We start from the raw sequence: 26,675 nt of genomic DNA on the forward strand, positions 1-26,675 counted from the left end.
ACATGACAAACAATCCTCCCTCATCGCGTATCCAGCCCGGCGAGTATGGTTTTCCCCTCAAGCTGAAGCCCCGTTATGACAACTTTATTGGCGGCGACTGGGTCGCGCCCGTCGACGGCGAATACTATTCCAACCTGACCCCGGTTACCGGCCAGCCGCTGTGCGAGATTGCCAGCTCCGGTAAGCGTGATATCGACCTGGCGCTGGATGCGGCGCACAAAGCGAAAGAGAAATGGGCTCACACCTCCGTGCAGGACCGGGCGGCGATCCTGTTCAAAATCGCCGACCGGATGGAGCAAAATCTGGATCTGCTGGCGACAGCGGAAACCTGGGATAACGGCAAGCCGATCCGGGAAACGATGGCGGCTGACGTGCCGCTGGCTATCGACCACTTCCGCTATTTTGCCTCCTGTATTCGCGCGCAGGAGGGCGGGATCAGCGAAGTTGACAGCGACACCGTGGCGTATCACTTCCACGAACCGCTGGGGGTAGTAGGCCAAATTATTCCGTGGAACTTCCCGCTGCTGATGGCGAGCTGGAAAATGGCGCCCGCGCTGGCGGCCGGAAACTGTATTGTGCTCAAACCGGCGCGTCTGACCCCGCTCTCGGTCCTGCTGCTGATGGAAATCGTTGGCGATCTCCTGCCGCCGGGCGTGATTAACGTGGTCAACGGTGCGGGCGGTGAGATAGGGGAATATCTGGCCACCTCAAAACGGATTGCCAAAGTGGCGTTTACCGGGTCGACGGAGGTGGGCCAGCAGATCATGCAGTACGCCACGCAAAACATCATTCCGGTGACCCTCGAGCTGGGCGGGAAATCCCCGAACATCTTCTTCGAGGACGTGATGGAGGAAGAGGATGCCTTCTTCGATAAAGCCCTGGAAGGGTTTGCGCTGTTTGCGTTTAACCAGGGCGAAGTCTGCACCTGCCCAAGCCGCGCGCTGGTGCAGGAATCCATCTACGAGCGCTTTATGGAGCGGGCCATTCGCCGCGTCGAGTCTATCCGCAGCGGTAACCCGCTCGATAATGTCACCCAGATGGGGGCACAGGTCTCGCATGGACAGCTGGAAACGATCCTCAACTACATCGACATCGGCAAGAAGGAGGGGGCGGATATTCTCACCGGCGGACGCCGTAAGGTGCTCGGAGGGGATCTGCAGGACGGGTATTACCTTGAGCCGACGATCCTGTTCGGGCAGAACACCATGCGCGTTTTCCAGGAGGAAATCTTCGGACCGGTGCTGGCCGTGACCACCTTTAAAACGATGGAGGAGGCGCTGGCGATTGCCAACGACACGCCGTATGGCCTGGGGGCAGGCGTCTGGAGCCGCAACGGTAATCTGGCCTATAAAATGGGCCGCGGCATTCAGGCCGGGCGCGTCTGGACCAACTGCTATCACGCCTATCCGGCACACGCGGCATTTGGCGGTTATAAGCAGTCGGGCATCGGGCGTGAAACCCACAAGATGATGCTGGAGCATTACCAGCAGACCAAATGTCTGCTGGTCAGCTATTCCGATAAGCCACTGGGGCTATTCTAGTCGCCCAGCTCAGGCCGTCCGTGGGCGGCCTGAGCGATTTGCTGGCGCAGGCAGTTCAGTACGCCATCCAGAACGTATTGCACGCGCCAGGGCTGGTATTCGCGTTTGCGGAAGATGGCGGTCAGGTCGAGCCACCACTCCTCCTGATGCGGGAAGCAGGGGACCAGCATGCCTTTCGTTAATTCTTTTTTCAGGCTCTCTTTTGGCGCAAAAACAATCCCAAGATTATTTCTTGCCAGTTCCAGGGCCGTCTGCGTATTGTCGCAAATATAATTGCCGGTCACCCGGTAGTCATGCACGTCATCGCTGCCGTGCACGCGGAAACGCCAGATGTTGGCTTCATCGACCAGCATGGAGTCAATGAGAATACAGGAGTGATTAATTAAATCTTCAGGTCCGGTTAAGGGATGTTTATTTAAATATTCTACGGTTGCGAAGGCCGTAACGGAATATTGTGTCAACACGCTGGCCACCAGGCTTTCGTCTTTCGGCTGTGCATAGGTAATTAAAATATCGCAGTCATCCGGAAAGGTAACGCCTTCTGAAAATTCATTCCGGTCCAGATTGTAGGTTTTCAGGGAGATGCGGATGTCGCCGATGTCTTCTATCTGATGGATAACGTGTCGCGCGAGGTAGGTCACGATACCTGTTGGGGCATAGATCGTCACTTTTCCGCGCTTTTCATGCTTATAATCAGCAATGAAATTAACAAGCTGGCTGTTCTTATCCAGCGTGGCATTCACGTAGGGGAGTAACGCTTCACCAAACTGGGTCAGGGCCAGCTGCCGCGTGGTGCGCTCAAAAACCTTGAGCCCAACCCGCGTTTCAAAATCAGACAGATATTTACTGACGTTGGCCTGCGCCATACCCAGCAGGGCGGCGGCATCACCAATGCTGTGGGTGGCTGCAATGACGGAGATAATTTTTAATTCGCGTGGTTTTAGCTGTAATGTACTCATTATGCACACCCATCTATATGATTTTATATATAATATTATATAAACCGCAGCGTTGCATTGGCAATTTTGTAACCATTATTATGCGCCTCGCTTGTTTGGCATATATATGGATTACATGGAATGACTATTAAATACAATTTACTGATCGCTGCCACGTTATTTGCATCAACGTCTGCCATGGCCGGTGAATTTTCACTTGGTGCGGGGGCTGTATTTAATGAGTCTCCTTACAAAGGCTATAACGAAAATACGACCGCAGTACCGTTGATTAGCTACGAAGGCGATCGTTTCTACGTTCGTCAGACCACGGGCGGATGGATCCTGTGGAAAGATGCAAAAAATGAATTGAGCCTGACCGCAACGTGGATGCCGCTGCATTTCGACCCTGACGATAACGACGATCATCAGATGAAGCAGCTTGATGAGCGTAAAGCATCCGCCTTCCTCGGTGGGGCGTACTACCGCCACGAAAGCTGGGGATCGCTGAAAGTGGCGGTCTCTGGTGATGCCACGGATGAAAGCGGCGGCGTGATCGGCGAAGTATCGTACTTCCGTCCGATCAAAATGGAGCGCCTGACCCTGACGCCTTCCGTAGGTGTGTTCTACAGCGACGAAAGCTATAACGACTACTACTACGGCGTATCCGGTAGCGAGTCTCGCCGCTCCGGACTGGAGCAATACACCGCCGGTGACAGCTGGACGCCATACGTTGGCCTGGCGGCTAAATATCAGTTAACCCAGAAGCTGTATCTTAACGCCAGCGCGGTCTACACCGTGTTGCCTGACGACGTGAAGAACAGCCCGATGATCGACCGCGACGACAGCTTCACGCTGATGACCGGCCTGACCTGGCGTTTCTGATGCGGTAAAGCCGGGTGGCGGCGTTGCCTTACCCGGCCTACGATCTTGCCTGCAGTGCTGTTCCTTAAAGCCCATCTCAATGCCCGATCACTGCCCGTAGTAGGCATTCGCCCCGTGCTTACGCAGATAATGCTTGTCGAGCAGTTCCTGCTGCATAACCGGGATCTGAATCAGCTAGCATATGCCTCTCTACTGCTCAGCAATGGGCAAGATCTTTATGGCGTGTGGCCATCAGGAACAGATCTAACCTTTGACGCGGAACACCATCACTGAACTGAGCGCCATGTATGATGAGCTGGTGTTTGATATCCACGGCCGCGTTCCGTATGCGATCTCAAAAGAGCTGGGTTTTAACGTACGCGAGGCGTAACAGATGAACCGATTTATCATGGCGGATGCGGGAAAATGCATCGGATGCCGCACCTGTGAAGTGGCCTGTGCGGTCGCGCATCAGGATGACTTCACCGCAGAGGCTTTTACCTCTAGCCTGCGGGTGGTGAAGGGGGACGCCTACACTACGGCGGTGGGTTGCCATCAGTGCGAGGACGCCCCATGTGCCAATGTCTGCCCAACCCATGCCATCAGCCTTACGGCAGGCGCCTGGCTTGTTGAGCAGACGCGCTGTATTGGCTGTAAAAGCTGCATGGTCGCCTGTCCGTTTGGGGCGATGCAGGTACGGCTGGTGGGAAGCAGGGCACAAGCGCTGAAATGTGATTTATGTGTGCAGCGCGAAGGCGGACCGGCCTGCGTGGAGGCCTGTCCAACCCACGCGCTGCGCTGCGTTGATCCTGCCAGTATTCGGGCTGAAAGGCTTACTGCATTTTATTGAAATTCCACGTAAACGTCAGACTGTAGCGCCAGTCTCTGTTGCGACTGTCTGTCGGAACATCCCCGACGGGTCTTGCCGCCTCAACCGTGATGCTATAGTGGCGGGTATCGCCTACCATCACGCCGGCCGCCACTGACCCGAGCCGCTGATGAGGCAAGCCGGAGGTGTTAAACCAGGTTTGCGCGGTATCGGCCAGCATGTAGGGCTGGATTGTGGCAAGCCATGTGCTCTCTTTTCGCATCTGGATATAGCGCAGTTCTACCTGCCCGCCATAGCCGTAATCACCGCTTGCTTCACTGTCCTGGTATCCACGGCCAAACCGCTGGGCACCGAAGCTAACGCGTTCGGGCTCTGGCAACGTGTTGTTTGACCAGTCCCCCTCCCAGGACGTTGATAGCCGCCACTTATCGGCAAACAGCCAGGCTGCGTCCAGATAGCTTTTCGTGAGCGTAAAATTAATATCGGGCCTGGGAGCCGAGACGATATCGGCTCCCATCGCATCCATACCCTGACGCACGTTGAGTCGGCCGCTGAGGCTGGCGGTTGTGAACTGATGTGCACCGTTGATGCCCACTTCCAGCGCGGGATAACGCGCGTGCTGGTTGACGGAGTCCAGGCTATAGGTTTTGCCCAGCAGTCTTGCCTGCAGGGCATAATCATCCTGGCGGTCGGTGTAATCAAAACCGCTGGTCAGATTAATTTGTGATTTTTGCGTCAGCAGCAGGGGGTAGCCAAACGTCACGCCGCCGTTGTATTGCGTTGTTTTTTGCTTCGAATCGACGCTGATATTATTCGGCAAAGAGAGCAGGGGCGAAAAATCTCGCGGATCTTCACGGTAATAGCTGCCTTTTAGCTGCATGGTCAGCCCTTCATCGTTTAAAAACTGCTGCCAGTTGAGCCCGACATAATTTTTTCGCGTGTTGCTATCTAACGGTACAAGCGTGGCCACGCCAAGCTGATCGCCATAGCTTGTCATGTTGCTGAGCGTGCCGTTCAGCATCATTAAATCTTGCCCTTTACGGGTATCGATGGTGGAAGCGATATTCCAGCTCCGCTCCTGATTACCGGTGATTTGCATCGCCGCCGCGCCATAGATATTGGTTGGCAGCTGCGCGTTAGCCGTAACCGGAACGTTCGGGGTGCGCGTCATCAGCTGGCTGTAGCGATCGAACGTATCCTGAGACAGCGGTTTTTCCGCCATGATTTTTTCAGACAAACGTTTAAGACGTTCGGCGATGTGCGGGTTATTACTGGTGATGTCGCTATGAGCGACATAGCCTTCAACCAGAACAATTTTAATATTGCCCTGCTGGAAATTATTATCGGGCAGCCAGGCATAAGAGAGTGGAAAACCGTCGGCCTTATAGCGTTCCGTAATATCATTTACCAGCCCCGTAAGCGTTTTTAGCGGCACGGTTTTTCCAGCGTAAGGCCTGAAGGGCTGAAGTAATTCCTTCAAGGGATAACGCGTGCCGCCAATAAACTGAATGTGATGAATGGTAATAGGCGTTTCAGGCGTCAGCGTTGACTTCGGTTTTTCTATTTTGACGTTCGGCTGCGGCGCGGCCTCAGTCTGTTCGGGGGCAACGTTACGAGAAACTTGCGCCGGGTTATCGGGGTTAATAATAGAGGGCAGAGTATCGGCGCGGGCCATGCTCAGCACAACCAGCCCCGTCAGCGAAAAAAGGAAGTGGTGTTTCATCGCGCTATCCCTGTTCGTCATCCCCGGTTGGGGTAAATGTCGCTGAATAAAGCGCCCCTGAACCAGGGGCGCAGACAGGCAGTAAAAGGATTACTGTTTTGGCGTCAGTAGGCTCGAGGTTAACGTGTTGAGCCCGTTAATCGGGTTTGTCGTAGATGTGTTTTGGGTTGTGCCTGCATTGGCCGTTACACCCGCAGTCAGCGTATTGAGGGTGGTATTGACCGTTGTGCTCAGGCTATTGTTTGTGGCTGTCACATTGGCATCGGCCGTCAGAGATCCTGTGCCGCTGCCTCCGGTGGTTGATGTGGGTTTCACTAGCGTACCGCTATCCGTGACCGTCTGGCCGACATTTTGAACGACCTGACCGACACCGCTAAGCCCGCTATTGCTGCTGCTAATGTCGGTCCCCACGCCGCTGACGGTGCCACCCACCTGGGTCAGCAGACCGTTAACCGGTGTGCCGAGACCCGTTGTGGTGCCTACGGTTTGCGTCACGCCTTGTACTCCGCCCAGCGTCTTGTTAGCCAGGGTCGTGGTATCGGTTGTTACCTGAGTGACAGCAGGGCTGCTTACCGTGTTGGTGAGACCCGTGCCGGTGTTACTGACCAGTTGCCCGGTGCTGTTGACCACGCTGCCCGTCAGGCCGGTTACGCCGCTGACCGGGGTTCCGGAAGTGGAACTCGCCAGGCCCGTGCCTACCGTTGAAACGGTATTGCCGAGGGAGGTGACCGACGTGGTCACGCCTTTAACCGTGGTACCCACACCGTTCGGGTTGTTTGGATCGCCAACGCCAGTCGTGACGCCTGTCCCCACGGTGGACACGGCACTGCCAACACCGCTGACGGTGGTTGAGACGGTTGACGTGACGGGATTATTTGTCGGAAGCTGGCTTCCGAGGCTATCCACAGTGGATCCGACGCTGGTCACGGTTCTACCGGCATCACCCAGTATCGTATTTACGCCTGCGGTAGTGGTTCCTCCACTGCCTCCTGAGCCTGAGCCTGAGCCTGAGCCTGAACCTGATCCCGACCCTGAACCAGAACCCGTTCCGGTGCCCGATCCGTTGCTGCCCGAACCGCCATTGCTCGCGGTTGTGCCACTTCCATCATCTGAGCCGCTGCTGCTTCCCGTCGCAGGGTTATTTTTGGCCGTTGAGTGAGATCCGCCACCGCTTCCACTACAGGCAGAAAGAGAGAACGCGAGCAGTACCGCAACAGCAATAGCGCTGATGCGACTAACATTATTAGGTAGCATATGAATACTCCACGCAAAAGAACGCCGAGCGGCGTATTAGTGAGTATATGCAGTATTTTTAAATATGCATGAAAGCGACTCAGGGAGGTATTTTGCTGCGTTGAAGGGGGTTATTTAAAATAACAATAAGTTAGCATATTTAATTTTTTCTTAATTATTGAGAGGGTAGTTAGCGAGCCTAAATTAAAGGAATATTCCTAAGAAAACTCAATGGGAATGATAAATGGAGTGCTACAGGATATATCCTTAATATAAGATTCAGATCACGGAAAAATAAGGCTCTTCATTTGAAGAGCCTTATTTTTTAACAATTGCCTTCTTGCCAGGCTTTTTCGATCTCTTCGGCGAGAATTTTAACACCCGCTTCGATTTTTTCCGGGTCGGGGACGTAGTTCATGCGCATGCACTGATGGGTATGCGGCCATGGCTTATCCAGACCCGGGAAGAAATAATCGCCCGGCACCATCAGTACGCCGCGCTTTTTCAGGCGCTGGTAAAGCAGCTCGGTGGTGATGGGTAAATCCTTAAACCACAGCCACAGGAAAATCGCCCCTTCCGGTTTGTGGATAAGGCAGCGTTCTTCCGGCAAATAGCGACGAAGTGTCGCGATCGTCTCCTGAACGCGCTGGTAGTAGAACGGCTTGATCACGTCATTCGACAGACGCAGCAGGTCCTTGCGTTTGATCATCTCGCACATCATCGCCGGGCCAATGCCGCCCGGTGAAAGGCTGATAATGCCGTTCATATTGGTGATGGCGGTGATGATTTTCTCATTGGCAATGATGATGCCGCAGCGGCTGCCCGGCAGACCCAGCTTAGAGAGGCTCATGCACAGGACAATGTTCGGGTTCCACAGCGGACGTGCTTCGCTGAAGATGATGCCCGGGAACGGCACGCCGTAGGCGTTATCGATCACCAGCGGAATACCGTGCTGATTGGCCAGCGCATCCAGCTTCATCAGTTCGTCATCGGTGATCACGTTGCCCGTTGGGTTAGTCGGGCGCGATACGCAGATCATGCCCGTCTCTTCGCCAATATGCAGGTGTTCAAAATCGACGTGATATTTGAACTGGCCTTCCGGCAGCAGCTCGATGTTCGGGCGCGCAGAGACGAACAGATCCTCTTCCAGGCCGGAATCGGCATAGCCGATATACTCCGGCGCCAGCGGAAACAGCACTTTTTTGGTGGTGCCGTCCGCGCGACGTCCTGCGAACAGGTTAAACAAGTAGAAAAACGCGCTCTGGCTGCCGTTTGTCAGTGCAATATTCTGTGGTTCGATATCCCAGCCCAGCTCGTCACGCAGCATTTCGGCGAGGAGTGCCAGCAGCTCGGTTTTCCCCTGCGGGCCGTCGTAATTGCAAAGCGCATCGGTTGCTTTGCCGCTTTCCAGCATCTGAGCGAGCAGGGTCTGGAAATAGGTATTCATCTCCGGGATTTGAGCCGGGTTTCCGCCGCCGAGCATGATTGCGCCCGGTGTGCGCAGCCCGTCGTTGAGGTCCTCCATCAGGCGAGTAATGCCTGAATGGCGGGTAAATTTGTCGCCGAAAAGTGAAAACGTCATAGCAGGTGATCTGTCGAGCTTATTTTGAAAGTGGGTAACCATAACGCTAGCACCGTGTTGGTGCAAATCGGGTGGTGTGGTCGGATTTGTGGTTTTATAGGGCGGGAGTGGATTTGTGTAGTGAATAGTTCTGGAGCTTCTCCCCTCTCCCCATGGGGAGAGGGTTAGGGTGAGGGGTATGATCTACTGATTCCCCGCCCAGACGACCATCACCTTATCGTCATCATGTTCACGTACGAATCCATACCCCTCTTTCAGCGACAGCGTGGTTTGCTTGCCTTCACCAATCGCCGGGTGGCGGGCGCGGAACTGACCCAGCGTTTGCCAGTGGGCGACGGTTAAGGCCTGCTTGCCCGTGACGTCCTGCCAGTTCATATCCGAGCGGGTGCCCTGCAGCGGGTCGGAGCCTGTCGGCCCGAACGGACGCTCGGACTCATCCCCGTAATAGATTTGCACGCTGCCCGGTGCCAGCAGGAGCAGCTCCGCCGCGCGCTGGCCCCCTTCGCGGAACAGACGCGTATCGTGTGATGAGAGGTAGCTCAGCACATTGAAGCTTTGCAGCTTCTCCGCCATCTGCTGCCAGGTGAGATCCATATCGGCCAGGCAATTTACCGCTTTCGCCGCCTGCTCCTGATAATCAAAGTTGATCATCGCGTCGAAGCCGTGGCGGTAATAATCGCTCTGCATCACTCCGTGACCCCAGGATTCGCCGGTCATCCAGAACGGTGCGTTGTCGAGCTTTTTGTCCGGGTGAGCGCCTTTCCAGGCGGCCAGCGCCTGGCTTGCCTGGTCTTTCAGCTGCTGCCAGGCCGCGAGCTCAACGTGCTTCGCGGTATCCACGCGGAAACCGTCGATGCCGTAGTCACGTACCCACTGGCTGAGCCAGTGGGTCAGGTAATCGCGCGGGGTATAGCCCGGAATAGCTTTCGCGTGGGTATCGGGTTTGTGTTGATAGAAATTGGGTAGCCCGGAAGGGGCGGTGGATTCCGTTTTCAGGTCGGGCAGAAACGCCAGCGACATCGTTAAATCGTCGAAGCCGGGGTTGTCGTAATCACCGATGTCGGTGCGGATCCATTTCTTGCCCCACCATTTTTCCCATGCGGCTTTGTCGCTGAAGTTGATGTAGTCGTTGAAGCTATGCCAGGTCTGGCCTGCGCCAGGCTTCCAGTTCGTCCAGTGCTCTCCCAGCGTCTTTTTCAGCTCATCACCCTGCAGGTACAGGGCGCCAAACTGATACGCCTGCATGTCCGCAAGCGTCGCGTAGCCCGTATGGTTCATGACGATATCAAACAGGATGCGAATGCCGCGCTTATGCGCTTCATCAACAAGCTGACGCAGGTCATCCCCGGTGCCCATGTTGTCGTCGAGCGTTGTCCAGTCCTGGGTGTAGTAGCCGTGGTAGGCATAATGCGGGAAATCACCTTTGGTGCCGCCGCCAACCCAGCCGTGGATCTGCTCAAGCGGGGAGCTTATCCAGAGCGCATTCACCCCCAGCTGCTGCAGGTAATCGAGCTTGCTGGTCAGTCCCTTGAGATCCCCGCCGTGGAACGTACCAATCTCCTGCATGCCGTCTTTGTGGCGGCCGTAGCTGTTGTCGTTGCTCGGGTCACCATTCACATAGCGGTCAGTCAGTACAAAATAGACGGTGGCGTTTTGCCAGCTAAACGGCGCAGGCTTGTCGGTTTCGGCGCGCTCAAGCAGCAGCAGGCCGTTACTGTTGGCGGCTGGCTGCAGGGTGATTTTTCCACCTTGTACGGTCACCGTCTGTTTACTGTAGAAATCGCGCACGACGGAGCCTTCCGGGAAGGTATGGCTGACGTCCAGCGTCAGCGGCTTACCGTCCCACTTCGGACACTGGCGGATAACGTTGGCCACCGGCTGTTCTGTCGCGCTCTGAACCGCCAGCAGCAGCGTGGGCGTGCCGGAGCGTGTATCGATTCGCATCTGGTATTCACCGTCGCGGAAAAGGCGCCACTGCGGCGGTGTGCCGTCACAGGGCTTGAGCGACAGCATCTCATTGAGTTTTATCGCGCCTGTGGGCTGCCAGCACGTCTTGTCAAAACTGAGCGTAAGAGGACGCGTACCCTTCGCAAGCTTTGCCTGGCTGGTGAAAATCCCGGTGCCTTCGGCGCGAAATGCGCCAAACCCCGGCGATGACCAGTCGGCATGTGCCAGTGCGGGTAACATCAGAAAGGCTATTGCGGTGCGTTTCATTCCAGGTTCCTGTCGCGGCATTTTTGACCAGTTTGCCAGCAGGCGGGCGGGAAAAACTCATCCCCTGTCGCTTTCTGCCAGGAGGATGCGTGAGGATGAGTGATCTTGCGCAAAATTAGGCAGTTATCTGCGATAACGCACACATTTTTCCAGAAATGATGTTTTTATGAGCAAGTTTCAGGTGACATAGTTTCGGAATTGGACTATTTCTATACGTGCTCTTGAAGTCTATTTTTGATATGATTTGAGATTCCGCTCTCAAATTTGTGAAAAAAATAAGGTGTTGGGATGATTACATCCGACCAGGAGACCTAATGATATCGACTCCCATTCGACGATATGGGGCTGCGATACTCATGTTACTCACCACGGCATTTTCGGGTGGGGTGCTTGCGAAGACGCACACGGATACAACGAGTAAGAAAGCCCACGTAATAAAGACGACAAGTAGTAAGGTTAGCAGTAAACAAGAGTATTCTCGCAATAGTGCAAAGAGTAGTTCACTTCCTGATTTGCGAAAATACCCTTCCGGAACACCAAGGAAAAAAGCGTTTCTCCGGACGGTAATGCCTTACATCACGAGTCAAAATGCCGCGATTACTGCGGATCGTAACTGGCTGATTTCCAAACAGTACGATAGCCGCTGGTCGCCATCTGAGCGCGCGCGTCTGAAAGATATCACGAAGCGCTACAAGCTGAGCTGGAACGGGAACACGCGTCGTGTGCCGTGGAATGCTCTCCTTGAGCGTGTGGATATCATCCCGGGCAGCATGGTTGCGACCATGGCTGCAGCCGAAAGCGGCTGGGGAACGTCTAAGCTTGCGCGTAACAACAACAACCTTTTCGGCATGAAATGCGTGAAAGGTCGTTGTACGAATGCGCCTGGCAAGGTGAAAGGCTATTCGCAGTTTGAATCCGTGAAGGATTCCGTGAACGCCTATGTGGTGAATCTGAACACGCACCCGGCCTACTCATCGTTCCGTAAATCACGCGCTCAGCTGCGTAAAGCGGACCAGGAAGTGACGGCCAGTACGATGATCCACAAGCTGAAAGGGTATTCAACGAAGGGACAGAGCTATAACAACTATCTGTTCGCCATGTACCAGGATAACCAGCGCTTAATCGCCGCTCATATGTAATCTCAAAAAACGCCTTCCACTGGAAGGCGTTTTCTTTTCTATATCAGCACCTCGCTGTGGCGATCCCGATACTCTTTCGGCGTGGTGTCATACTCTTTGCGGAACACCGAGTAGAAATATTGCAGCGACGGGTAACCGCACATCTGCGAAATTTCGTTGATCGACAGCGACGTGGAAACGAGCAGGCTGCGTGCTTTCTCCAGCTTTTCAGCATGGATGACGGCATGAATGGTTTCGCCCACCTCTTCTTTAAAACGCTTCTCCAGATTCGAACGCGAAATGCCTACCGAATCCAGCACCTGATCGACCTTAATCCCTTTGCAGGCGTGGTTGCGAATATAGTGCATGGCCTGAATGACGGCCGGGTCGCTTAAGGAGCGATAATCGGTCGAGCGACGTTCCACGACGCGAACCGGTGGCACCAGCAGGCGCTGAAGCGGCAGAGATTCTTTATCCAGCAGACGGTGCAGCAGCTTCGCCGCCTGATAGCCCATCTGACGCGTGCCCTGAGCCACGGAAGAGAGCGCCACGCGGGACAGATAGCGGGTAAGCTCTTCGTTATCAATGCCAATCACGCACAGCTTTTCGGGCACCGGAATATGTAAGTGTTCGCAGACCTGCAGCACGTGGCGGGCGCGGGCGTCCGTTACGGCAATAATCCCGGTTTGCGGCGGCAGCGTTTGCAGCCAGTCAGCGAGACGGTTTTGCGCGTGCTGCCAGTTTTCCGGGGCGGTTTCCAGCCCCTGATAGACCACGCCGCGATACTTCTCCTGCGCGACCAGCTGGCAAAATGCGTGTTCACGCTCTACGGCCCAGCGCTTGCCGCTGGTGGCGGGTAAACCATAAAACGCGAAGCGATGGACGCCTTTCTCTTTTAAATGGAGAAACGCGGCCTCGACCAGGGCATGGTTGTCGGTGGCAATATAGTGAACCGGCGGATAGTGTTCGGGCGAATGGTAGGAGCCGCCGACGCCCACGATCGGCACGTCGACGTCGATAAGCAGCTGCTCAATGACGGGGTCGTCATAGTCGGCAATAACGCCATCGCCCAGCCAGTCTTTAATGTTCTCCAGACGGGTGCGGAAATCTTCTTCAATAAAAATATCCCATTCGGATTGCGACGCCTGCAAATATTCACCCACGCCTTCTACCACCTGACGGTCATAGGCTTTGTTGGCATTGAATAACAACGTAATGCGGTGACGCTTTTCAAACATGGCTCACTTCCCAATTAAGTCACAATACCGTTATCAGGCCCGTCGCTTGGTGGCCGAGTCCATCCAGACTGCCAGTAAAAGAATGGCTCCCTTGACGATATACTGCCAAAACGTCGGGACGTCCATCATACTCATCCCGTTATCCAACGACGCCATGATAAATGCCCCCATCACCGCGCCCGCGACGCTGCCGATACCCCCTGCGAGGCTGGTGCCACCGATGACGCAGGCGGCGATAGCATCCAGCTCGGCGATGTTGCCCGCGGAGGGTGAACCCGCCCCCAGACGTGAGCTAAGAATCAGCCCGGCGATGGCGACCATCAGGCCGTTAATGGCGAAGACCGCGAGTTTGGTGCGTTCGACGTTAATCCCCGACAAACGGGCAGCCTCAAGGTTGCCGCCGATGGCATAAATACGGCGGCCAAACGCGGTGCGCGTCGCCATAAACATGCCGCCCAGCAGCAAAAGCGCCAGCAGCAGCACCGGCGTCGGGACACCGCGATAGTCATTCAGAAGCCAGATGGCACCCAGCACAATGACCGCCGTCAGCGCCTGACGTCCCACCACCGAGGTTGATGCTGGCGACGCCAGCCCCAGAGCCTGACGGCGCATGCGTCCACGCCACTGCCACGCGACAAACGCCAGCAGCCCCGCCACGCCGATGGTAAAGCCCACGCCATCCGGGAGATAGCTTTGACCAATCTGCGACATGGCCGCGCTGGTCGGGGAGACGGTGGTACCGTTGGTGATGCCGATTAAGATCCCGCGGAAGGCCAGCATCCCCGCCAGGGTGACAATGAACGACGGCACTTTACGGTAGGCTACCCACCAGCCGTTCCAGGCCCCCAGAACCAGACCCAGCACCAGCGTGACCGCCACGGTCAGCGGCAGCGGCCAGCCGAGCCAGACGTCAAAAATGGCCGCCACGCCACCGAGGAGCCCCATCATCGAGCCGACCGACAGATCGATTTCCGCGGAGATAATCACGAACACCATGCCCACGGCCAGGATGCCTGTGATAGCGGTCTGGCGGAGCAGGTTAGAGACGTTACGCGCGCTCAGGTACGAGCCATCCGTCATCCAGGTAAAGAAGAGCATGATGACGATAATGGCCGCGATCATCACGAACACCTGCAGGTTCAGCGCTTTTAGTCCTGCGAACGCACCGGGCGTCGGAACGGCGACTTTGATATCAGACGGATTGCTTTTCGACATGACGTTCGCTCCTTAAAGCGGCTTCCATCACCTGCTCCTGCGTCAGGTTCTGGTTAATCAGGTTGGCTTTCAGTTTTCCCTCGTGCATGACCAGCACACGGTCGCTCAGGCCGAGCACTTCGGGTAACTCAGACGAAATAACAATGACGGCAATCCCTTGCTGTACAAGCTGATTAATCAGTTTGTAGATTTCATATTTGGCGCCGATATCAATCCCGCGCGTGGGCTCATCGAGGATTAATATGCGCGGGTTGAGAAGCAGGCAGCGCGCCAGAATCGCCTTCTGCTGGTTGCCGCCGCTCAGGCGGCCAATGGCCAGTTCCGGTGAGGAGGTTTTGACCTTCAGACGGGCAAGCGACTGGAGGATGCACTGCTGCTCGGCGGCATCGTCCAGGCTGCTCAGCGCGCCGGAGAAGCGATCGAGTGCCGCAAGCGTAATGTTTTTCCCCACGGCCATGACCGGCACGATGCCGTCCTTTTTGCGGTCTTCCGGCACCATAGCAATGCCGTGGGCAATCGCCTGCTGGCAGTTGTCGATTTTCACCGGCTGGCCGTCGATATAAATCGTGCCCTCCCAGCGCCCCGGCCATACGCCAAACAGACACTGTACGGCCTCCGTGCGCCCGGCGCCGACTAACCCGGCAATACCGAGAATTTCGCCGCTGTGCAGAGAAAACGAGACGTTATTGACGCGCTTGATGTGGCGGTTAACGGGGTGCCACGCGGTCAGATTTTCCACGCGCAACACTTCATCACCTTTGGTGTGAGGCTCATTCGGGTAGAGCGCCGTCAGCTCGCGCCCCACCATCATGGTGATGATGTCATCTTCGCTCATGCCCGCGGCTTCACGCGTGCCGATGTGTTGCCCATCGCGGATCACGCAGATGGTGTCCGAAATGGCTTTGACCTCGTTAAGCTTGTGCGAAATGTAGATACAGGCGATGCCGTGGTTTTGCAGATCGCGGATGATATTGAGCAGAACCGCGGTTTCCTGTTCGGTGAGCGAGGCCGTTGGCTCATCGAGGATCAGCAGCCTGACCTGCTTATTGAGCGCTTTAGCGATTTCAACCAGCTGCTGTTGCCCCAGGCCCAGGTCGCCCACGCGGGTATCCGGTGAAATGTGGAGGCTCACCTGCGCCAGCAGCTTTTCACAGCGGAGCGTCATGGTGTCGTAATCCAGCACGCCGTGGCGGGAGATTTCGGCTCCGAGGAAAATGTTCTCCAGCACGGTGAGATGTTTCACCAGCGCCAGTTCCTGGTGGATGATGGCGATACCTTTGCGTTCGGTATCGCGAATATGAGTTGCCTGGATCACTTCGCCGGCAAAGACGATTTCGCCTTCGTAGCTACCGTGCGGGTAGATCCCACACAGCACTTTCATCAGCGTTGACTTGCCTGAACCGTTCTCGCCACACAGCGAAACCACTTCGCCGGGATTCAACCGGAGACTGACGTTGTCGACGGCTTTCACCGTGCCGAAGCGCTTGGTGATGCTTTTCATTTCAAGTAAATAAGGCATAACTGCTCCACATAACCCGAGGAAAGAACAGTGCAACGTGATGCGCCCCCGCAGAGCAGGGGCCGCGCCGGATTACAGTTCGCTCTTCTTGTGGAAACCGTCCTTAATGACGGTGGCGTCAATGTTCTCTTTATTGACTTCAATAGGGGTGAGCAGGCGAGCCGGAACGTCTTTCAGCCCGTTATTCAGCGTGGCGTCTGCTTTTGGTTGCTTACCGTTGCCCAGTTCCACGGCGATTTCCGCCGCCGTATTGGCCAACTCGGTAATCGGTTTGTAGACCGTCATGGTTTGGGTGCCGGCGATAATACGTTTTACGCCAGCCAGATCGGCATCTTGCCCTGAAATGGCGACTTTACCCGCCAGCCCCTGGGCGCTCAGGGCCTGAATCGCACCGCCTGCGGTGGCATCGTTGGAGGCCACAACCGCGTCAATTTTGTTGTTGTTGGCCGTCAGCGCGTTTTCCATAATCTTCAGGGCGTTTTCGGGTAACCATCCGTCGGCCCACTGATCGCCAACCACTTTTATTTTCCCGTTGTCGATGTACGGCTTAAGGACCTTCATTTGCCCTTCGCGGAACAGCTTGGCGTTGTTATCTACCGGCGAGCCGCCCATCAGGAAATAATTGCCCTGAGGCACTTTGTCGATCAGGCTTTGTGCCTGTAATTCGCCGACTTTTTCATTGTCGAACGAAATATAATAATCAATGTCCGCATTATTAATCATGCGGTCATAGGCCAGCACTTTTATGCCTTCTTGTTTGGCTTCTTTCACTACGTTACTTAATACCTGGCCGTTATAGGGGATAATGACCAGCACATCGACGCCGCGGTTAATCATATTCTCGATCTGCGACATTTGTGTTTCTTCGTTGCCGTTAGCCGACTGGACAAACACGTTTGCGCCGAGTGATTCCGCTTTTTTCACAAAAATATCGCGATCTTTTTGCCAGCGCTCCAGACGCAGGTCGTCAATCGCCATGCCAATTTTGACCTCCTTGGCATGCCCTGCAAAGCTTGCAAGGAGGAGCGTAGTGCAGAGCGTTAGGGTCAGGTTCTTTATCTTCATAATTATTAGGCCTTTTTGTAGGAGTATGTGTTGCTGAGATAAAAGAAACATTCACTGCTGGGACGCAGCAAATTTTTAACGCGGAAAGGCAGGCTGGCAATTACAGATTTTTATCTTCTCATTATGATATTTGGTTTATTTCTGAATTTATGACCGCGATCGGATTTTAAAATACGTAACGTCTTAATTACATTTGATTCTGGAATCTGCGCCGAAAAATAGTTCGTCTGCGCATTATTTTGCGAGCCAGCGCACAGTTGTGCATTCTCTCAATAGCAGTGTGAAATAACGTAATTGAGCAACCCAAAATGTCTATTCACTATTACTCCTGTATCAACGACTCGCCGCATACCCTGATTATGGAGCTCAATATGCAAGCTTATTTCGACCAACTCGATCGTGTTCGTTACGAAGGCCCGAAAACGACCAATCCTTTAGCATTTCGTCACTACAACCCGGATGAGCTGGTGCTGGGTAAGCGCATGGAAGATCATCTGCGCTTTGCCGCCTGTTACTGGCATACCTTCTGCTGGAACGGCGCCGATATGTTCGGCGTGGGCTCCTTTGAACGCCCGTGGCAGCAGCCGGGTGAGGCCATCGAGCTGGCAAAGCGCAAAGCCGATGTGGCGTTTGAGTTCTTCCACAAGCTGAACGTGCCGTACTACTGCTTCCATGACGTCGACGTGTCGCCGGAAGGCGCATCGCTGAAAGAGTATCTGAACAACTTTGCGCAGATGGTGGATGTGCTGGCGGCAAAACAGCAGCAAAGCGGCGTGAAGCTGCTGTGGGGCACGGCAAACTGCTTCACTAACCCACGCTACGGCGCAGGTGCGGCAACCAACCCGGATCCGGAAGTGTTTAGCTGGGCGGCCACGCAGGTGGTGACGGCAATGAATGCCACGCATCAGCTGGGCGGTGAAAACTATGTTCTGTGGGGAGGCCGTGAAGGCTATGAAACCCTGCTCAACACCGACCTGCGTCAGGAGCGCGAGCAGATTGGCCGCTTTATGCAGATGGTTGTCGACCACAAGCACAAAATCGGCTTCCGCGGCACGCTGTTGATTGAGCCGAAGCCGCAGGAGCCGACGAAGCACCAGTATGACTACGACGTGGCGACGGTGTATGGCTTCCTGAAGCAGTTCGGTCTGGAAAAAGAGATTAAAGTGAACATTGAGGCCAACCACGCCACGCTGGCGGGCCACTCTTTCCACCACGAGATCGCGTCGGCGATTGCGCTGGGCATCTTCGGCTCGGTCGATGCGAACCGCGGCGACCCGCAGCTGGGCTGGGATACCGACCAGTTCCCGAACAGCGTGGAAGAGAATGCGCTGGTGATGTACGAAATCATCAAAGCGGGCGGCTTCACTACCGGCGGCCTGAACTTTGACGCCAAGGTGCGTCGCCAGAGCACCGACAAATACGATCTGTTCTACGGCCACATTGGCGCGATGGACACCATGGCGCTGGCGCTGAAGGTGGCGGCACGTATGATTGAAGACGGCGAGCTCGATAAACGCGTGGCGAAGCGCTACAGCGGCTGGAACAGTGAGCTGGGCCAGCAAATTTTGAAAGGTCAGTTATCGCTTGCGGAGATCGCGAAGTACGCTGAACACCATCAGCTGGCGCCGCAGCACCAGAGCGGGCACCAGGAGCTGCTGGAAAATCTGGTCAACCACTACCTGTTCGATAAATAACGGCATCCAGCTTGTAGGCCCGGTAAGCGCAGCGCCACCGGGCATTTTCACTTAAGGAATCCACTATATGTATATCGGGATCGATCTGGGCACATCGGGTGTGAAAGCCATCCTGTTAAGCGAGCAGGGCGAGGTGTTAGCAACGCAGACTGAAAAGCTGCAGGTTTCACGTCCGCATCCGCTGTGGTCGGAACAGGACCCGGAGCAGTGGTGGCAGGCAACGGATCGTGCAATCAAGGCGTTAGGTGAACAGCATTCTCTGCGTGACGTGAAAGCGCTGGGGATTGCCGGGCAAATGCACGGTGCAACCTTGCTGGATAGCGAGCATCGCGTGTTGCGTCCTGCGATCCTCTGGAACGATGGCCGCTGTGCAGAAGAGTGTGCGCTTCTTGAGGGACGCGTACCCACTTCCCGCGCGATTACCGGCAACCTGATGATGCCCGGCTTTACCGCGCCTAAGCTTCTGTGGGTGCAGCGACACGAGCCGGAGATTTTCCGGCAGGTGGCGAAAGTCCTGCTGCCGAAAGACTATCTGCGTTTTCGCATGACGGGCGATTTCGCCTCCGACATGTCCGATGCCGCCGGCACGATGTGGCTCGACGTGGCGAAACGCGACTGGAGCGAGGCGATGCTGGATGCCTGCTATTTGACCCGTGAACACATGCCCGCCCTGTTCGAAGGTAGCGAGGTAACAGGCACACTGCTGCCAGACGTTGCGGAACGCTGGAATATGCCTGCCGTGCCGGTGGTTGCCGGGGGCGGTGACAATGCCGCAGGGGCCGTGGGCGTCGGCATGGTTGAGGCAGGTCAGGCGATGCTGTCGCTGGGAACCTCTGGCGTCTATTTTGCCGTCAGCGACGGCTATCGCAGCAATCCCGAAAGCGCGGTGCACAGTTTTTGTCATGCGCTGCCAGGAAAATGGCATTTGATGTCGGTGATGCTGAGTGCAGCGTCGTGCCTGGACTGGGCGGCGAAGCTGACCGGGATGGCCGATGTTCCTGCGTTGATTGCCGCAGCACAGCAGGCGGATGAAAATGCCGGTACCGTCTGGTTTTTACCGTATCTGTCCGGCGAGCGTACGCCACACAACAATCCGGAAGCGAAAGGGGTGTTCTTTGGCTTAACACATCAGCATGGTCCGGCAGAACTGGCGCGTGCGGTTCTCGAAGGCGTCGGATATGCGCTGGCTGACGGAATGGACGTGGTTCACGACTGCGGCCTGAAACCCGCAAGCGTCACCCTGATTGGCGGCGGTGCGCGAAGCCCTTACTGGCGACAAATGCTGTCGGACATCAGCGGCTTGCAGCTGGATTTCCGCACCGGTGGCGATGTTGGCCCCGCGCTCGGCGCCGCGCGTCTGGCGCAGATTGCTATGAACCCGGAAAAACCGCTTTCACAACTGCTGCCGCAGCTTACGCTTGAACAGGCACATTTGCCTGACGCGGCGCGCCATGCGCGGTACGCGGAAAGGCGCGACGTGTTCCGCAAAATCTACCAGCAGCTGCTGCCGCTGATGACGTAAATTCGCTTGTCCGGGAGAGGCACGAGGATGTCCTTTTTTGGTCTGTGCGTGCCTTCCTTTCCTTGCCAGTATGGTGTCACACCCACTGGCGAGGAGAACCATCATGTCACGCATTGCACTCATCAACATTGATACTCAGCAGTCCTTCCATCACCGCAATTACTGGCAGGAGGATGACATTCCCGCTTTTCAGCAGGCGATGCTGGGGCTGATTGAAGGCTGCCAGGCGCGCGGTATTCCGGTCGTTGATATTTTTCATGTGGATGAAGACGGCCCATTTACGCTGGAAAGCGGCTATGTCAAACCGATGGCCTTTTTGCGTCATCAGCCGGATGTGGTTTTCCAGAAACACGTTCATAATGCCTTCACGGATACCGGGCTCGATCGCTGGCTGCGCGAGCGCGATATCAATAGTGTGATTATCTGCGGCATTCGCACGGAGCAATGCTGTGAAACCACCGCCCGGGTGGCATCCGATCTGGGTTATGCTGTGACCTTTGTGAGCGAGGCAACGCTGACGTTCCCCATGACGTACAAGGGCATTACCCTTAGCGCAGCGGACATTCGCCACCGTACCGAAACGGTACTGTCCGGGCGTTTTGCCGACATTAAAACGGTAGCGGAGACGCTGGAGTCACTGTAATGCCCATCGACGTCTGGTTCGTGATGTTGCCCGGGGTGCTGTCATTAGACATGACCGGCCCGGCAGAAACCTTTGTGCTGGCAGGCGACGCGTTTCGTCTGCATTACATTGGCCCGCAGCCGGAGGTTCCGACGTCGATAGGTCTGACGATGAGCGGCATCCAGCCGTTGCCGGAAAGCCTGTCTCCGGGCAGCTTGCTGGTCCTGCCGGGGGTGAGCGACTCCCGCTTTCAGTTCTCAACCCCGCAGGCGCAGCAGATTCAGCACTGGCTGATGCGCCGGCAGCCGCAGATCCAGCGCCAGGAAATCACCGTGATGTGCGTCTGTTCAGGAGCGTTGCTGGCGGCGAAATCGGGCCTGCTGAATAACAAACAGTGCACAACTCACCATGACGTTATCAGCCGTTTACGCACCGCGGCCCCTACGGCGACGATTAAAGAAAACCGCATCTTTGTGCAGGACGAGAACATCTGGACCAGCGCGGGGATCACGTCGGGCATCGACCTGGCGCTGCATATGATTAACCGCCTGTGCGGCCCCGAAAAGGCGCTGAATGTGGCGCGCGAGATGGTGGTCTGGTTCCGCCGTTCTGGTGACGATCCCCAGCTCTCCCCGTGGCTACGCTACCGCAATCATCTTCATCCGGCGATTCATCGGGCGCAGGATGCGCTCACCGCCGAGCCGCAAAAAACGTGGAACTTGCCTGATATCGCCGCGCTGGCGCACGTCAGCCCGCGCCATCTCACCCGGCTTTTCCAGACACATTTAGGGATTAGCGTCCGCGATTATCTGGAGCAGCTGCGTCTGGCGGTGGCGGAGCAGTGGCTATTGCAGGGGCGCGGCGTGGAGCAGGCTTCGCTGGCGGCAGGGTTTTCCTCCCCGCGCCAGTACCATCGCGCCCGGCAGCGCAGCGTTAGCTGACGAAGCGGCGAACGTCTATTTTTTGCAGCAGCATCGACAGCAGCAGGCTGATCGCCAGGGTCGCGGCAAAAATCCAGATGATATCCAGCACCGGCCAGGTTTTTAGTTCAACCCCTCTTGTCCGAAGCGCGTGGATCACCAGCGCGTGAAAACCGTAAATCCCGAGAGAGTGTCGTGAAATGACGCTCAGTACGGGAAGGGGACGCGCATTCAGGGTGTTTTTAACGAGCGTGAGCAGCGATACGGCACAGATAAAGACCATCGGGCCGCAGTACAGATACCAGGTATCGGCAAAATTACCGCGCCACTGCAGCTCATGCAGCGTCCCGCGTGAAATCACCGCCACGCCGGCGATAAACAGTGCCCCGCAGAGCCAGTTCAGACCGCGTTTTTGCGTGTCCATCATCCCGATGGCGCGCCCCAGCATGCCGTAAAGCACGTAATAGAAGGTATCGCCGTTGATATAGAGGTTCACCGGCAGCCACTCAAATCCGTCGATTTTCTGCGAGACCGTATTCGGGTTGGCGACAATGCCAATCACCACCATCAGGGCCAGAAGCATTTTTCCGCTGACGTTTTTCACCTGAATGAGGGGGGAGACCAGATAGATCACGATAATGGCGAAGAAGAACCACAGGTGGTAGAACACCGGCTTTTGCAGCAAATATTTGAGGGATAACCCGGCGTTAATGGAGGTGAACAGGGTGATATAGAGCAGGGCAACGGCGCTATAGAACCCCAGGCAGGCCGCGATGCGGATGAAGTGCCGCGGCTGCGCGCTGCGTTCACCAAAAAAGAGAAAGCCGGAAATCATAAAGAACAGCGGCACGCTGACGCGCGACGCAGAGTTGAGAATATTGGCGATATCCCAGTTAACGGGGCTGATGCTGTGGGCGTTCGTGACGTACCAGGTCGTCGTGTGGATCATGACCACCATCAGACACGCTATTCCTCGCAGGTTATCAATCCAGTTAATTTTTGACGGCATCAGTTCCTCGTATTCCCTGTAAAGTGAGTGTGACTCCCATTGTCCAAAAGTCTTCGTTTGGAAAATTCTGAGTTTTATTCGCAGGCTTGCCGGGAGACCGCGAGATTCGCAGAATGGCTGACCATAATCTATAAACGTGTTGATACTAAAAATAACAGCCACTGACCAGGACGGTAATAAAAATGATGATGAAGCGTGTGGCATCACTCATTCTGCTTTTCATGCTGGCAGGATGCAGTGCGCCACAAGAATCACCAGTGCAAAAAGCCCAGCAGGGCAAAATGAGCCCGGAACGTTCACTGAATATGGAGTCACTCTGCAAGGACCAGGCCGCACGCCGCTATAACTCGGACGTGCAGAAAATCAACGTCACCGGGTTTGAGCGCTTTCAGGGCAGCTATGAGCTCAAGGGCTATACGGCGCGTAAAGAAGGCTTTGTCTGCTCGTTTGATGCGGACGGCCAGTTTTTACACCTCTCCATGCGCTAGCCTGCTCGCATAATCAACAGCCAGACGCCGTCAGCGCCCTGGCGTGAATGCTTATTTCCCAATTTTCCCTAAACAACCCCGTTTCGTACTGTATATCTTGCAGCCAGCGGGTATACTGGTCCCTTCCATTTAAAACCACACGTATCCAGCACGAAATACTATGCAAAAGTTTGATACCAAGACCTTCCAGGGCCTGATCCTGACCTTACAGGATTACTGGGCTCGTCAGGGCTGTACCATTGTTCAACCTTTGGACATGGAAGTCGGCGCCGGCACTTCACACCCGATGACCAGCCTGCGCGCGTTGGGGCCAGAGCCAATGGCGACCGCGTATGTGCAGCCTTCCCGTCGTCCGACCGATGGTCGTTACGGTGAGAACCCGAACCGTCTGCAGCATTACTATCAGTTCCAGGTGGTGATTAAGCCATCACCCGACAACATTCAGGAACTGTACCTCGGGTCGCTGAAAGAGCTGGGTATGGATCCGACCATTCACGACATTCGTTTCGTGGAAGATAACTGGGAAAACCCAACGCTGGGTGCCTGGGGTCTGGGTTGGGAAGTGTGGCTGAACGGCATGGAAGTGACCCAGTTCACTTACTTCCAGCAGGTTGGCGGTCTGGAATGTAAGCCGATCACCGGTGAGATCACCTACGGTCTGGAACGTCTGGCGATGTACATTCAGGGCGTAGACAGCGTTTACGACCTGGTCTGGAGCGACGGCCCGCTGGGTAAAACCACCTACGGCGACGTGTTCCATCAGAACGAAGTGGAACAATCCACCTATAACTTCGAATACGCGGACGTGGACTTCCTGTTCACCTGCTTCGAGCAGTATGAGAAAGAAGCGCAGCAGCTGCTGGCGCTGGAGACTCCGCTGCCGCTGCCTGCCTACGAGCGTATTCTGAAGGCCGCCCACAGCTTCAACCTGCTGGACGCCCGCAAAGCGATCTCCGTGACTGAACGTCAGCGCTACATTCTGCGTATTCGTACCCTGACCAAAGCCGTTGCAGAAGCTTACTATGCGTCCCGTGAAGCCCTTGGCTTCCCGATGTGCAACCGAAACAAATAAGAGGCGGCCATGTCTGAGAAAACTTTCCTGGTGGAAATTGGCACCGAAGAGCTGCCACCAAAAGCCCTGCGCAGCCTGGCTGAATCTTTTGCTGCGAACGTGACTGCCGAGCTGGATAACGCTGGCCTGGCGCACGGTAAAATTGAGTGGTTTGCTGCTCCGCGTCGTCTGGCGCTGAAAGTGGCAAACCTGGCGGCGTCCCAGCCGGATCGCGAAGTCGAAAAACGTGGCCCGGCGATTGCTCAGGCGTTTGACGCCGAAGGCAAGCCGAGCAAAGCGGCGGAAGGCTGGGCGCGCGGCTGCGGCATCACCGTCGATCAGGCCGAGCGTCTGACCACCGATAAAGGTGAATGGCTGCTGTATCGTGCCCATGTGAAAGGCGAAAGCGCGGAAGCGCTGCTGCCGGACATGATTGCCACGTCTCTGGCGAAGCTGCCCATTCCTAAGCTGATGCGCTGGGGCGCGTCCGACGTGCACTTCGTGCGTCCGGTTCACACCGTGACCCTGCTGCTGGGCGACACCGTTATTCCGGCCACCATTCTCGGCGTGGCGTCCGATCGCGTGATCCGCGGCCACCGCTTTATGGGCGAGCCTGAGTTCACCATCGACAATGCCGACCAGTATCCGCAAATCCTGCTGGAGCGCGGCAAGGTCATTGCTGACTATGAACAGCGTAAAGCCAAAATCAAAGCGGACGCGGAAGACGCGGCGCGTAAGATTGGCGGTAAAGCCGATCTGAGCGACAGCCTGCTGGAAGAAGTGACCTCGCTGGTGGAATGGCCGGTTGTGCTGACCGCGAAGTTCGAAGAGAAATTCCTGGCCGTTCCGGCTGAAGCGCTGGTGTACACCATGAAGGGTGACCAGAAGTACTTCCCGGTCTATGCCAACGACGGCAAGCTGCTGCCAAACTTCATTTTCGTGGCGAACATCGAATCGAAAGATCCGAGCCAGATTATCTCCGGTAACGAGAAGGTCGTGCGCCCACGTCTGGCGGATGCCGAGTTCTTCTTCAACACCGACCGTAAAAAGCGTCTGGAAGATCATCTTCCACGCCTGCAGACCGTACTGTTCCAGCAGCAGCTGGGTACGCTGCGCGACAAGACCGACCGTATTGCGGAGCTGTCCGGCTGGATCGCTCGTGAAATCGGTGCCGACGTTAACCACGCGACCCGCGCAGGCCTGCTCTCCAAGTGTGACCTGATGACCAACATGGTGTTCGAATTTACCGACACCCAGGGCGTGATGGGCATGCACTACGCGCGTCACGATGGCGAAGCGGAAGACGTGGCGGTTGCCCTGAACGAGCAGTATCAGCCGCGCTTTGCGGGTGACGAACTGCCGTCCAACCCGGTAGCTTGTGCTGTCGCAATTGCCGATAAGATGGACACCCTGGCGGGTATCTTCGGTATCGGCCAGCATCCGAAAGGCGACAAAGACCCGTTTGCGCTGCGTCGTGCTGCGCTCGGCGTGCTGCGTATCATCGTTGAGAAGAACCTGAACCTGGATCTGCAGACCCTGACCGAAGAAGCGGTGCGTCTGTACGGCGATAAGCTGACCAATGCCAACGTTGTGGATGACGTGATCGACTTTATGCTCGGTCGTTTCCGCGCCTGGTATCAGGATGAAGGTTACACCGTCGACACCATTCAGGCGGTGCTGGCGCGTCGTCCGACCCGTCCGGCTGATTTCGATGCGCGTATGAAGGCGGTTTCTCACTTCCGTACGCTGGAAGCGGCATCTGCTCTGGCGGCGGCCAACAAGCGTGTCTCCAACATCCTGGCGAAGTCCGACGAGACGCTGAACGAGCGCGTGAACGCCGCGACGCTGAAAGAGCCGGAAGAGATCGCCCTGGCGATGCAGGTTGTGGTGCTGCGCGACAAGCTCGAGCCGGTCTTCGCGGAAGGTCGCTACCAGGAAGCGCTGGTGGAGCTGGCCGAGCTGCGTGACGTCATCGACGCCTTCTTCGAGAAAGTGATGGTAAACGTAGAAGATAAAGAGCTGCGTATTAACCGTCTCTCTATGCTCGAGAAACTGCGTGAGCTGTTCCTGCGCGTGGCGGATATTTCGCTGCTGCAGTAATGTGCCCGTTGTGACAAATGCTAAAAACCCGCTTCGGCGGGTTTTTTTATAGTGTGTTGCTGAAAATTTAACCTTGAAATGGTCAACACATTCCCGCTATCCTTATCCCCGTTAACTTTCTCGCGCTGGAGTGCCCCCCAAAAATGAACAAACACGACTGATGAATTTCGATCCTTGCTAAACGCCATCGCGT

General features: G+C 55.8%; 22 protein-coding genes and 2 pseudogenes. 12 read left to right on the forward strand and 12 right to left on the reverse strand.

Annotated features, from left to right (window positions below):
* Window positions 1–2 precede the first annotated feature (2 nt).
* Window positions 3–1,541 carry an aldehyde dehydrogenase AldB gene (gene aldB / locus B498_RS04275; protein ID WP_008502734.1) on the forward strand — a complete coding sequence of 513 codons (1,539 nt, stop codon included), beginning with the start codon at window positions 3–5 and terminating at the stop codon, window positions 1,539–1,541.
* Here the strand turns inward: aldB and B498_RS04270 are convergent.
* Window positions 1,538–2,500 (reverse strand): LysR family transcriptional regulator, encoded by a 963-nt coding sequence (locus tag B498_RS04270; protein ID WP_008502735.1) that lies wholly within the window; start codon window positions 2,498–2,500, stop codon window positions 1,538–1,540. The genes aldB and B498_RS04270 overlap by 4 nt on opposite strands.
* A 120-nt stretch (window positions 2,501–2,620) precedes the next feature.
* On the opposite strand from B498_RS04270, the gene B498_RS04265 reads away from it, so the two are divergent.
* Entirely contained in the window at window positions 2,621–3,361 is a 741-nt protein-coding gene (locus B498_RS04265; protein ID WP_008502736.1) for a MipA/OmpV family protein, read from the forward strand.
* An 87-nt stretch (window positions 3,362–3,448) separates the two neighbouring features.
* On the opposite strand, the pseudogene araD reads toward B498_RS04265, so the two are convergent.
* Window positions 3,449–3,529: pseudogene (gene araD / locus B498_RS22795) on the reverse strand (L-ribulose-5-phosphate 4-epimerase); the annotation flags it as partial.
* A gap of 10 nt (window positions 3,530–3,539) precedes the next feature.
* Between araD and B498_RS22970 the strand changes: the two are divergent.
* Both B498_RS22970 and B498_RS04260 read left to right on the forward strand, forming a co-directional pair.
* Window positions 3,540–3,731, forward strand: a pseudogene (locus B498_RS22970) (IclR family transcriptional regulator C-terminal domain-containing protein); the annotation flags it as partial.
* A 3-nt stretch (window positions 3,732–3,734) separates the two neighbouring features.
* Entirely contained in the window at window positions 3,735–4,190 is a 456-nt protein-coding gene (locus tag B498_RS04260) for a 4Fe-4S dicluster domain-containing protein (protein WP_008502737.1), read from the forward strand.
* On the opposite strand, the gene B498_RS04255 is transcribed toward B498_RS04260, so the two are convergent.
* The 5 genes from B498_RS04255 to B498_RS04245 form a co-directional block, all read right to left on the reverse strand.
* Complete coding sequence (locus B498_RS04255) at window positions 4,174–5,892, reverse strand: ShlB/FhaC/HecB family hemolysin secretion/activation protein (protein ID WP_008502738.1); 1,719 nt, start codon at window positions 5,890–5,892, stop codon at window positions 4,174–4,176. The two genes, B498_RS04260 and B498_RS04255, sit on opposite strands and share 17 nt — an antisense overlap.
* A 90-nt stretch (window positions 5,893–5,982) precedes the next feature.
* Window positions 5,983–6,819 (reverse strand): collagen-like triple helix repeat-containing protein, encoded by an 837-nt coding sequence (locus B498_RS0121665; protein ID WP_102000883.1) that lies wholly within the window; start codon window positions 6,817–6,819, stop codon window positions 5,983–5,985.
* A 29-nt stretch (window positions 6,820–6,848) separates the two neighbouring features.
* A complete protein-coding gene (locus tag B498_RS23420; RefSeq protein ID WP_050547800.1) occupies window positions 6,849–7,133 on the reverse strand; it encodes a hypothetical protein in 285 nt (94 codons plus the stop codon).
* Window positions 7,134–7,450: 317 nt separating this feature from the next.
* The gene (gene avtA, locus B498_RS04250; RefSeq protein WP_008502740.1) at window positions 7,451–8,707 is read right to left on the reverse strand and encodes a valine--pyruvate transaminase; all 1,257 of its coding nucleotides are present in this window, start codon (window positions 8,705–8,707) and stop codon (window positions 7,451–7,453) included.
* Between the two features lie 183 nt (window positions 8,708–8,890).
* On the reverse strand, window positions 8,891–10,921 hold the full coding sequence (locus tag B498_RS04245) for an alpha-amylase (protein WP_008502741.1): 2,031 nt from the start codon (window positions 10,919–10,921) through the stop codon (window positions 8,891–8,893).
* Between the two features lie 314 nt (window positions 10,922–11,235).
* Between B498_RS04245 and B498_RS0121670 the strand changes: the two genes are divergently transcribed.
* The gene (locus B498_RS0121670; protein WP_021242459.1) at window positions 11,236–12,060 is read left to right on the forward strand and encodes a protein bax; all 825 of its coding nucleotides are present in this window, start codon (window positions 11,236–11,238) and stop codon (window positions 12,058–12,060) included.
* Between the two features lie 38 nt (window positions 12,061–12,098).
* On the opposite strand, the gene xylR is transcribed toward B498_RS0121670, so the two are convergent.
* The 4 genes from xylR to xylF form a co-directional block, all read right to left on the reverse strand.
* Window positions 12,099–13,277 carry a D-xylose utilization transcriptional activator XylR gene (gene xylR / locus B498_RS04240; protein ID WP_008502743.1) on the reverse strand — a complete coding sequence of 393 codons (1,179 nt, stop codon included), beginning with the start codon at window positions 13,275–13,277 and terminating at the stop codon, window positions 12,099–12,101.
* Between the two features lie 33 nt (window positions 13,278–13,310).
* Window positions 13,311–14,492 carry a xylose ABC transporter permease XylH gene (gene xylH, locus B498_RS04235; RefSeq protein WP_008502744.1) on the reverse strand — a complete coding sequence of 394 codons (1,182 nt, stop codon included), beginning with the start codon at window positions 14,490–14,492 and terminating at the stop codon, window positions 13,311–13,313.
* Window positions 14,470–16,011: a xylose ABC transporter ATP-binding protein gene (locus B498_RS04230; RefSeq protein ID WP_008502745.1), complete on the reverse strand. Its 1,542-nt coding sequence runs from the start codon at window positions 16,009–16,011 to the stop codon at window positions 14,470–14,472. The genes xylH and B498_RS04230 overlap by 23 nt, the downstream gene beginning before the upstream one ends.
* A 72-nt stretch (window positions 16,012–16,083) precedes the next feature.
* Complete coding sequence (xylF, locus tag B498_RS04225) at window positions 16,084–17,076, reverse strand: D-xylose ABC transporter substrate-binding protein (RefSeq protein ID WP_008502746.1); 993 nt, start codon at window positions 17,074–17,076, stop codon at window positions 16,084–16,086.
* Between the two features lie 371 nt (window positions 17,077–17,447).
* Between xylF and xylA the strand changes: the two genes are divergently transcribed.
* The 4 genes from xylA (at window position 17,448) to B498_RS04205 (ending at window position 21,855) form a co-directional block, all read left to right on the forward strand.
* Window positions 17,448–18,770 carry a xylose isomerase gene (gene xylA, locus B498_RS04220; protein ID WP_085930322.1) on the forward strand — a complete coding sequence of 441 codons (1,323 nt, stop codon included), beginning with the start codon at window positions 17,448–17,450 and terminating at the stop codon, window positions 18,768–18,770.
* Between the two features lie 67 nt (window positions 18,771–18,837).
* A complete protein-coding gene (gene xylB / locus B498_RS04215) occupies window positions 18,838–20,292 on the forward strand; it encodes a xylulokinase (protein WP_008502748.1) in 1,455 nt (484 codons plus the stop codon).
* A 103-nt stretch (window positions 20,293–20,395) separates the two neighbouring features.
* Window positions 20,396–20,935: an isochorismatase family protein gene (locus tag B498_RS04210; RefSeq protein ID WP_008502749.1), complete on the forward strand. Its 540-nt coding sequence runs from the start codon at window positions 20,396–20,398 to the stop codon at window positions 20,933–20,935.
* Window positions 20,935–21,855, forward strand: a complete 921-nt coding sequence (locus B498_RS04205; protein ID WP_008502750.1) for a GlxA family transcriptional regulator — start codon at window positions 20,935–20,937, stop codon at window positions 21,853–21,855. Before B498_RS04210 ends, B498_RS04205 begins: the two co-directional genes overlap by 1 nt.
* Here the strand turns inward: B498_RS04205 and B498_RS04200 are convergent.
* Window positions 21,848–22,843, reverse strand: a complete 996-nt coding sequence (locus B498_RS04200) for an acyltransferase (RefSeq protein WP_008502751.1) — start codon at window positions 22,841–22,843, stop codon at window positions 21,848–21,850. The genes B498_RS04205 and B498_RS04200 overlap by 8 nt on opposite strands.
* Before the next feature lie 182 nt (window positions 22,844–23,025).
* Here B498_RS04200 and B498_RS04195 point away from each other — a divergent pair, with 182 nt between their 5' ends.
* From B498_RS04195 to glyS, 3 genes are all read left to right on the forward strand, one after another.
* The gene (locus B498_RS04195) at window positions 23,026–23,331 is read left to right on the forward strand and encodes a YsaB family lipoprotein (protein ID WP_008502752.1); all 306 of its coding nucleotides are present in this window, start codon (window positions 23,026–23,028) and stop codon (window positions 23,329–23,331) included.
* Window positions 23,332–23,491: 160 nt separating this feature from the next.
* Entirely contained in the window at window positions 23,492–24,403 is a 912-nt protein-coding gene (gene glyQ, locus B498_RS04190) for a glycine--tRNA ligase subunit alpha (protein ID WP_003860141.1), read from the forward strand.
* 9 nt (window positions 24,404–24,412) lie between these two features.
* The gene (glyS, locus tag B498_RS04185) at window positions 24,413–26,482 is read left to right on the forward strand and encodes a glycine--tRNA ligase subunit beta (protein WP_008502753.1); all 2,070 of its coding nucleotides are present in this window, start codon (window positions 24,413–24,415) and stop codon (window positions 26,480–26,482) included.
* Window positions 26,483–26,675: the final 193 nt, after the last annotated feature.

Source organism: Enterobacter sp. SST3, assembly GCF_000286655.1.
GTDB lineage: Bacteria > Pseudomonadota > Gammaproteobacteria > Enterobacterales > Enterobacteriaceae > Enterobacter > Enterobacter roggenkampii.

Coding starts and splice junctions, on each gene's coding strand:
- aldB (WP_008502734.1), top strand. CDS start 3: ATGACAAACAATCCTCCCTCATCGCGTATCCAGCCCGGCGAGTATGGT.
- B498_RS04270 (WP_008502735.1), bottom strand. CDS start 2,500: ATGAGTACATTACAGCTAAAACCACGCGAATTAAAAATTATCTCCGTC.
- B498_RS04265 (WP_008502736.1), top strand. CDS start 2,621: ATGACTATTAAATACAATTTACTGATCGCTGCCACGTTATTTGCATCA.
- B498_RS04260 (WP_008502737.1), top strand. CDS start 3,735: ATGAACCGATTTATCATGGCGGATGCGGGAAAATGCATCGGATGCCGC.
- B498_RS04255 (WP_008502738.1), bottom strand. CDS start 5,892: ATGAAACACCACTTCCTTTTTTCGCTGACGGGGCTGGTTGTGCTGAGC.
- B498_RS23420 (WP_050547800.1), bottom strand. CDS start 7,133: ATGTTAGTCGCATCAGCGCTATTGCTGTTGCGGTACTGCTCGCGTTCT.
- avtA (WP_008502740.1), bottom strand. CDS start 8,707: ATGACGTTTTCACTTTTCGGCGACAAATTTACCCGCCATTCAGGCATT.
- B498_RS04245 (WP_008502741.1), bottom strand. CDS start 10,921: ATGAAACGCACCGCAATAGCCTTTCTGATGTTACCCGCACTGGCACAT.
- B498_RS0121670 (WP_021242459.1), top strand. CDS start 11,236: ATGATATCGACTCCCATTCGACGATATGGGGCTGCGATACTCATGTTA.
- xylR (WP_008502743.1), bottom strand. CDS start 13,277: ATGTTTGAAAAGCGTCACCGCATTACGTTGTTATTCAATGCCAACAAA.
- xylH (WP_008502744.1), bottom strand. CDS start 14,492: ATGTCGAAAAGCAATCCGTCTGATATCAAAGTCGCCGTTCCGACGCCC.
- B498_RS04230 (WP_008502745.1), bottom strand. CDS start 16,011: ATGCCTTATTTACTTGAAATGAAAAGCATCACCAAGCGCTTCGGCACG.
- xylF (WP_008502746.1), bottom strand. CDS start 17,076: ATGAAGATAAAGAACCTGACCCTAACGCTCTGCACTACGCTCCTCCTT.
- xylA (WP_085930322.1), top strand. CDS start 17,448: ATGCAAGCTTATTTCGACCAACTCGATCGTGTTCGTTACGAAGGCCCG.
- xylB (WP_008502748.1), top strand. CDS start 18,838: ATGTATATCGGGATCGATCTGGGCACATCGGGTGTGAAAGCCATCCTG.
- B498_RS04210 (WP_008502749.1), top strand. CDS start 20,396: ATGTCACGCATTGCACTCATCAACATTGATACTCAGCAGTCCTTCCAT.
- B498_RS04205 (WP_008502750.1), top strand. CDS start 20,935: ATGCCCATCGACGTCTGGTTCGTGATGTTGCCCGGGGTGCTGTCATTA.
- B498_RS04200 (WP_008502751.1), bottom strand. CDS start 22,843: ATGCCGTCAAAAATTAACTGGATTGATAACCTGCGAGGAATAGCGTGT.
- B498_RS04195 (WP_008502752.1), top strand. CDS start 23,026: ATGATGATGAAGCGTGTGGCATCACTCATTCTGCTTTTCATGCTGGCA.
- glyQ (WP_003860141.1), top strand. CDS start 23,492: ATGCAAAAGTTTGATACCAAGACCTTCCAGGGCCTGATCCTGACCTTA.
- glyS (WP_008502753.1), top strand. CDS start 24,413: ATGTCTGAGAAAACTTTCCTGGTGGAAATTGGCACCGAAGAGCTGCCA.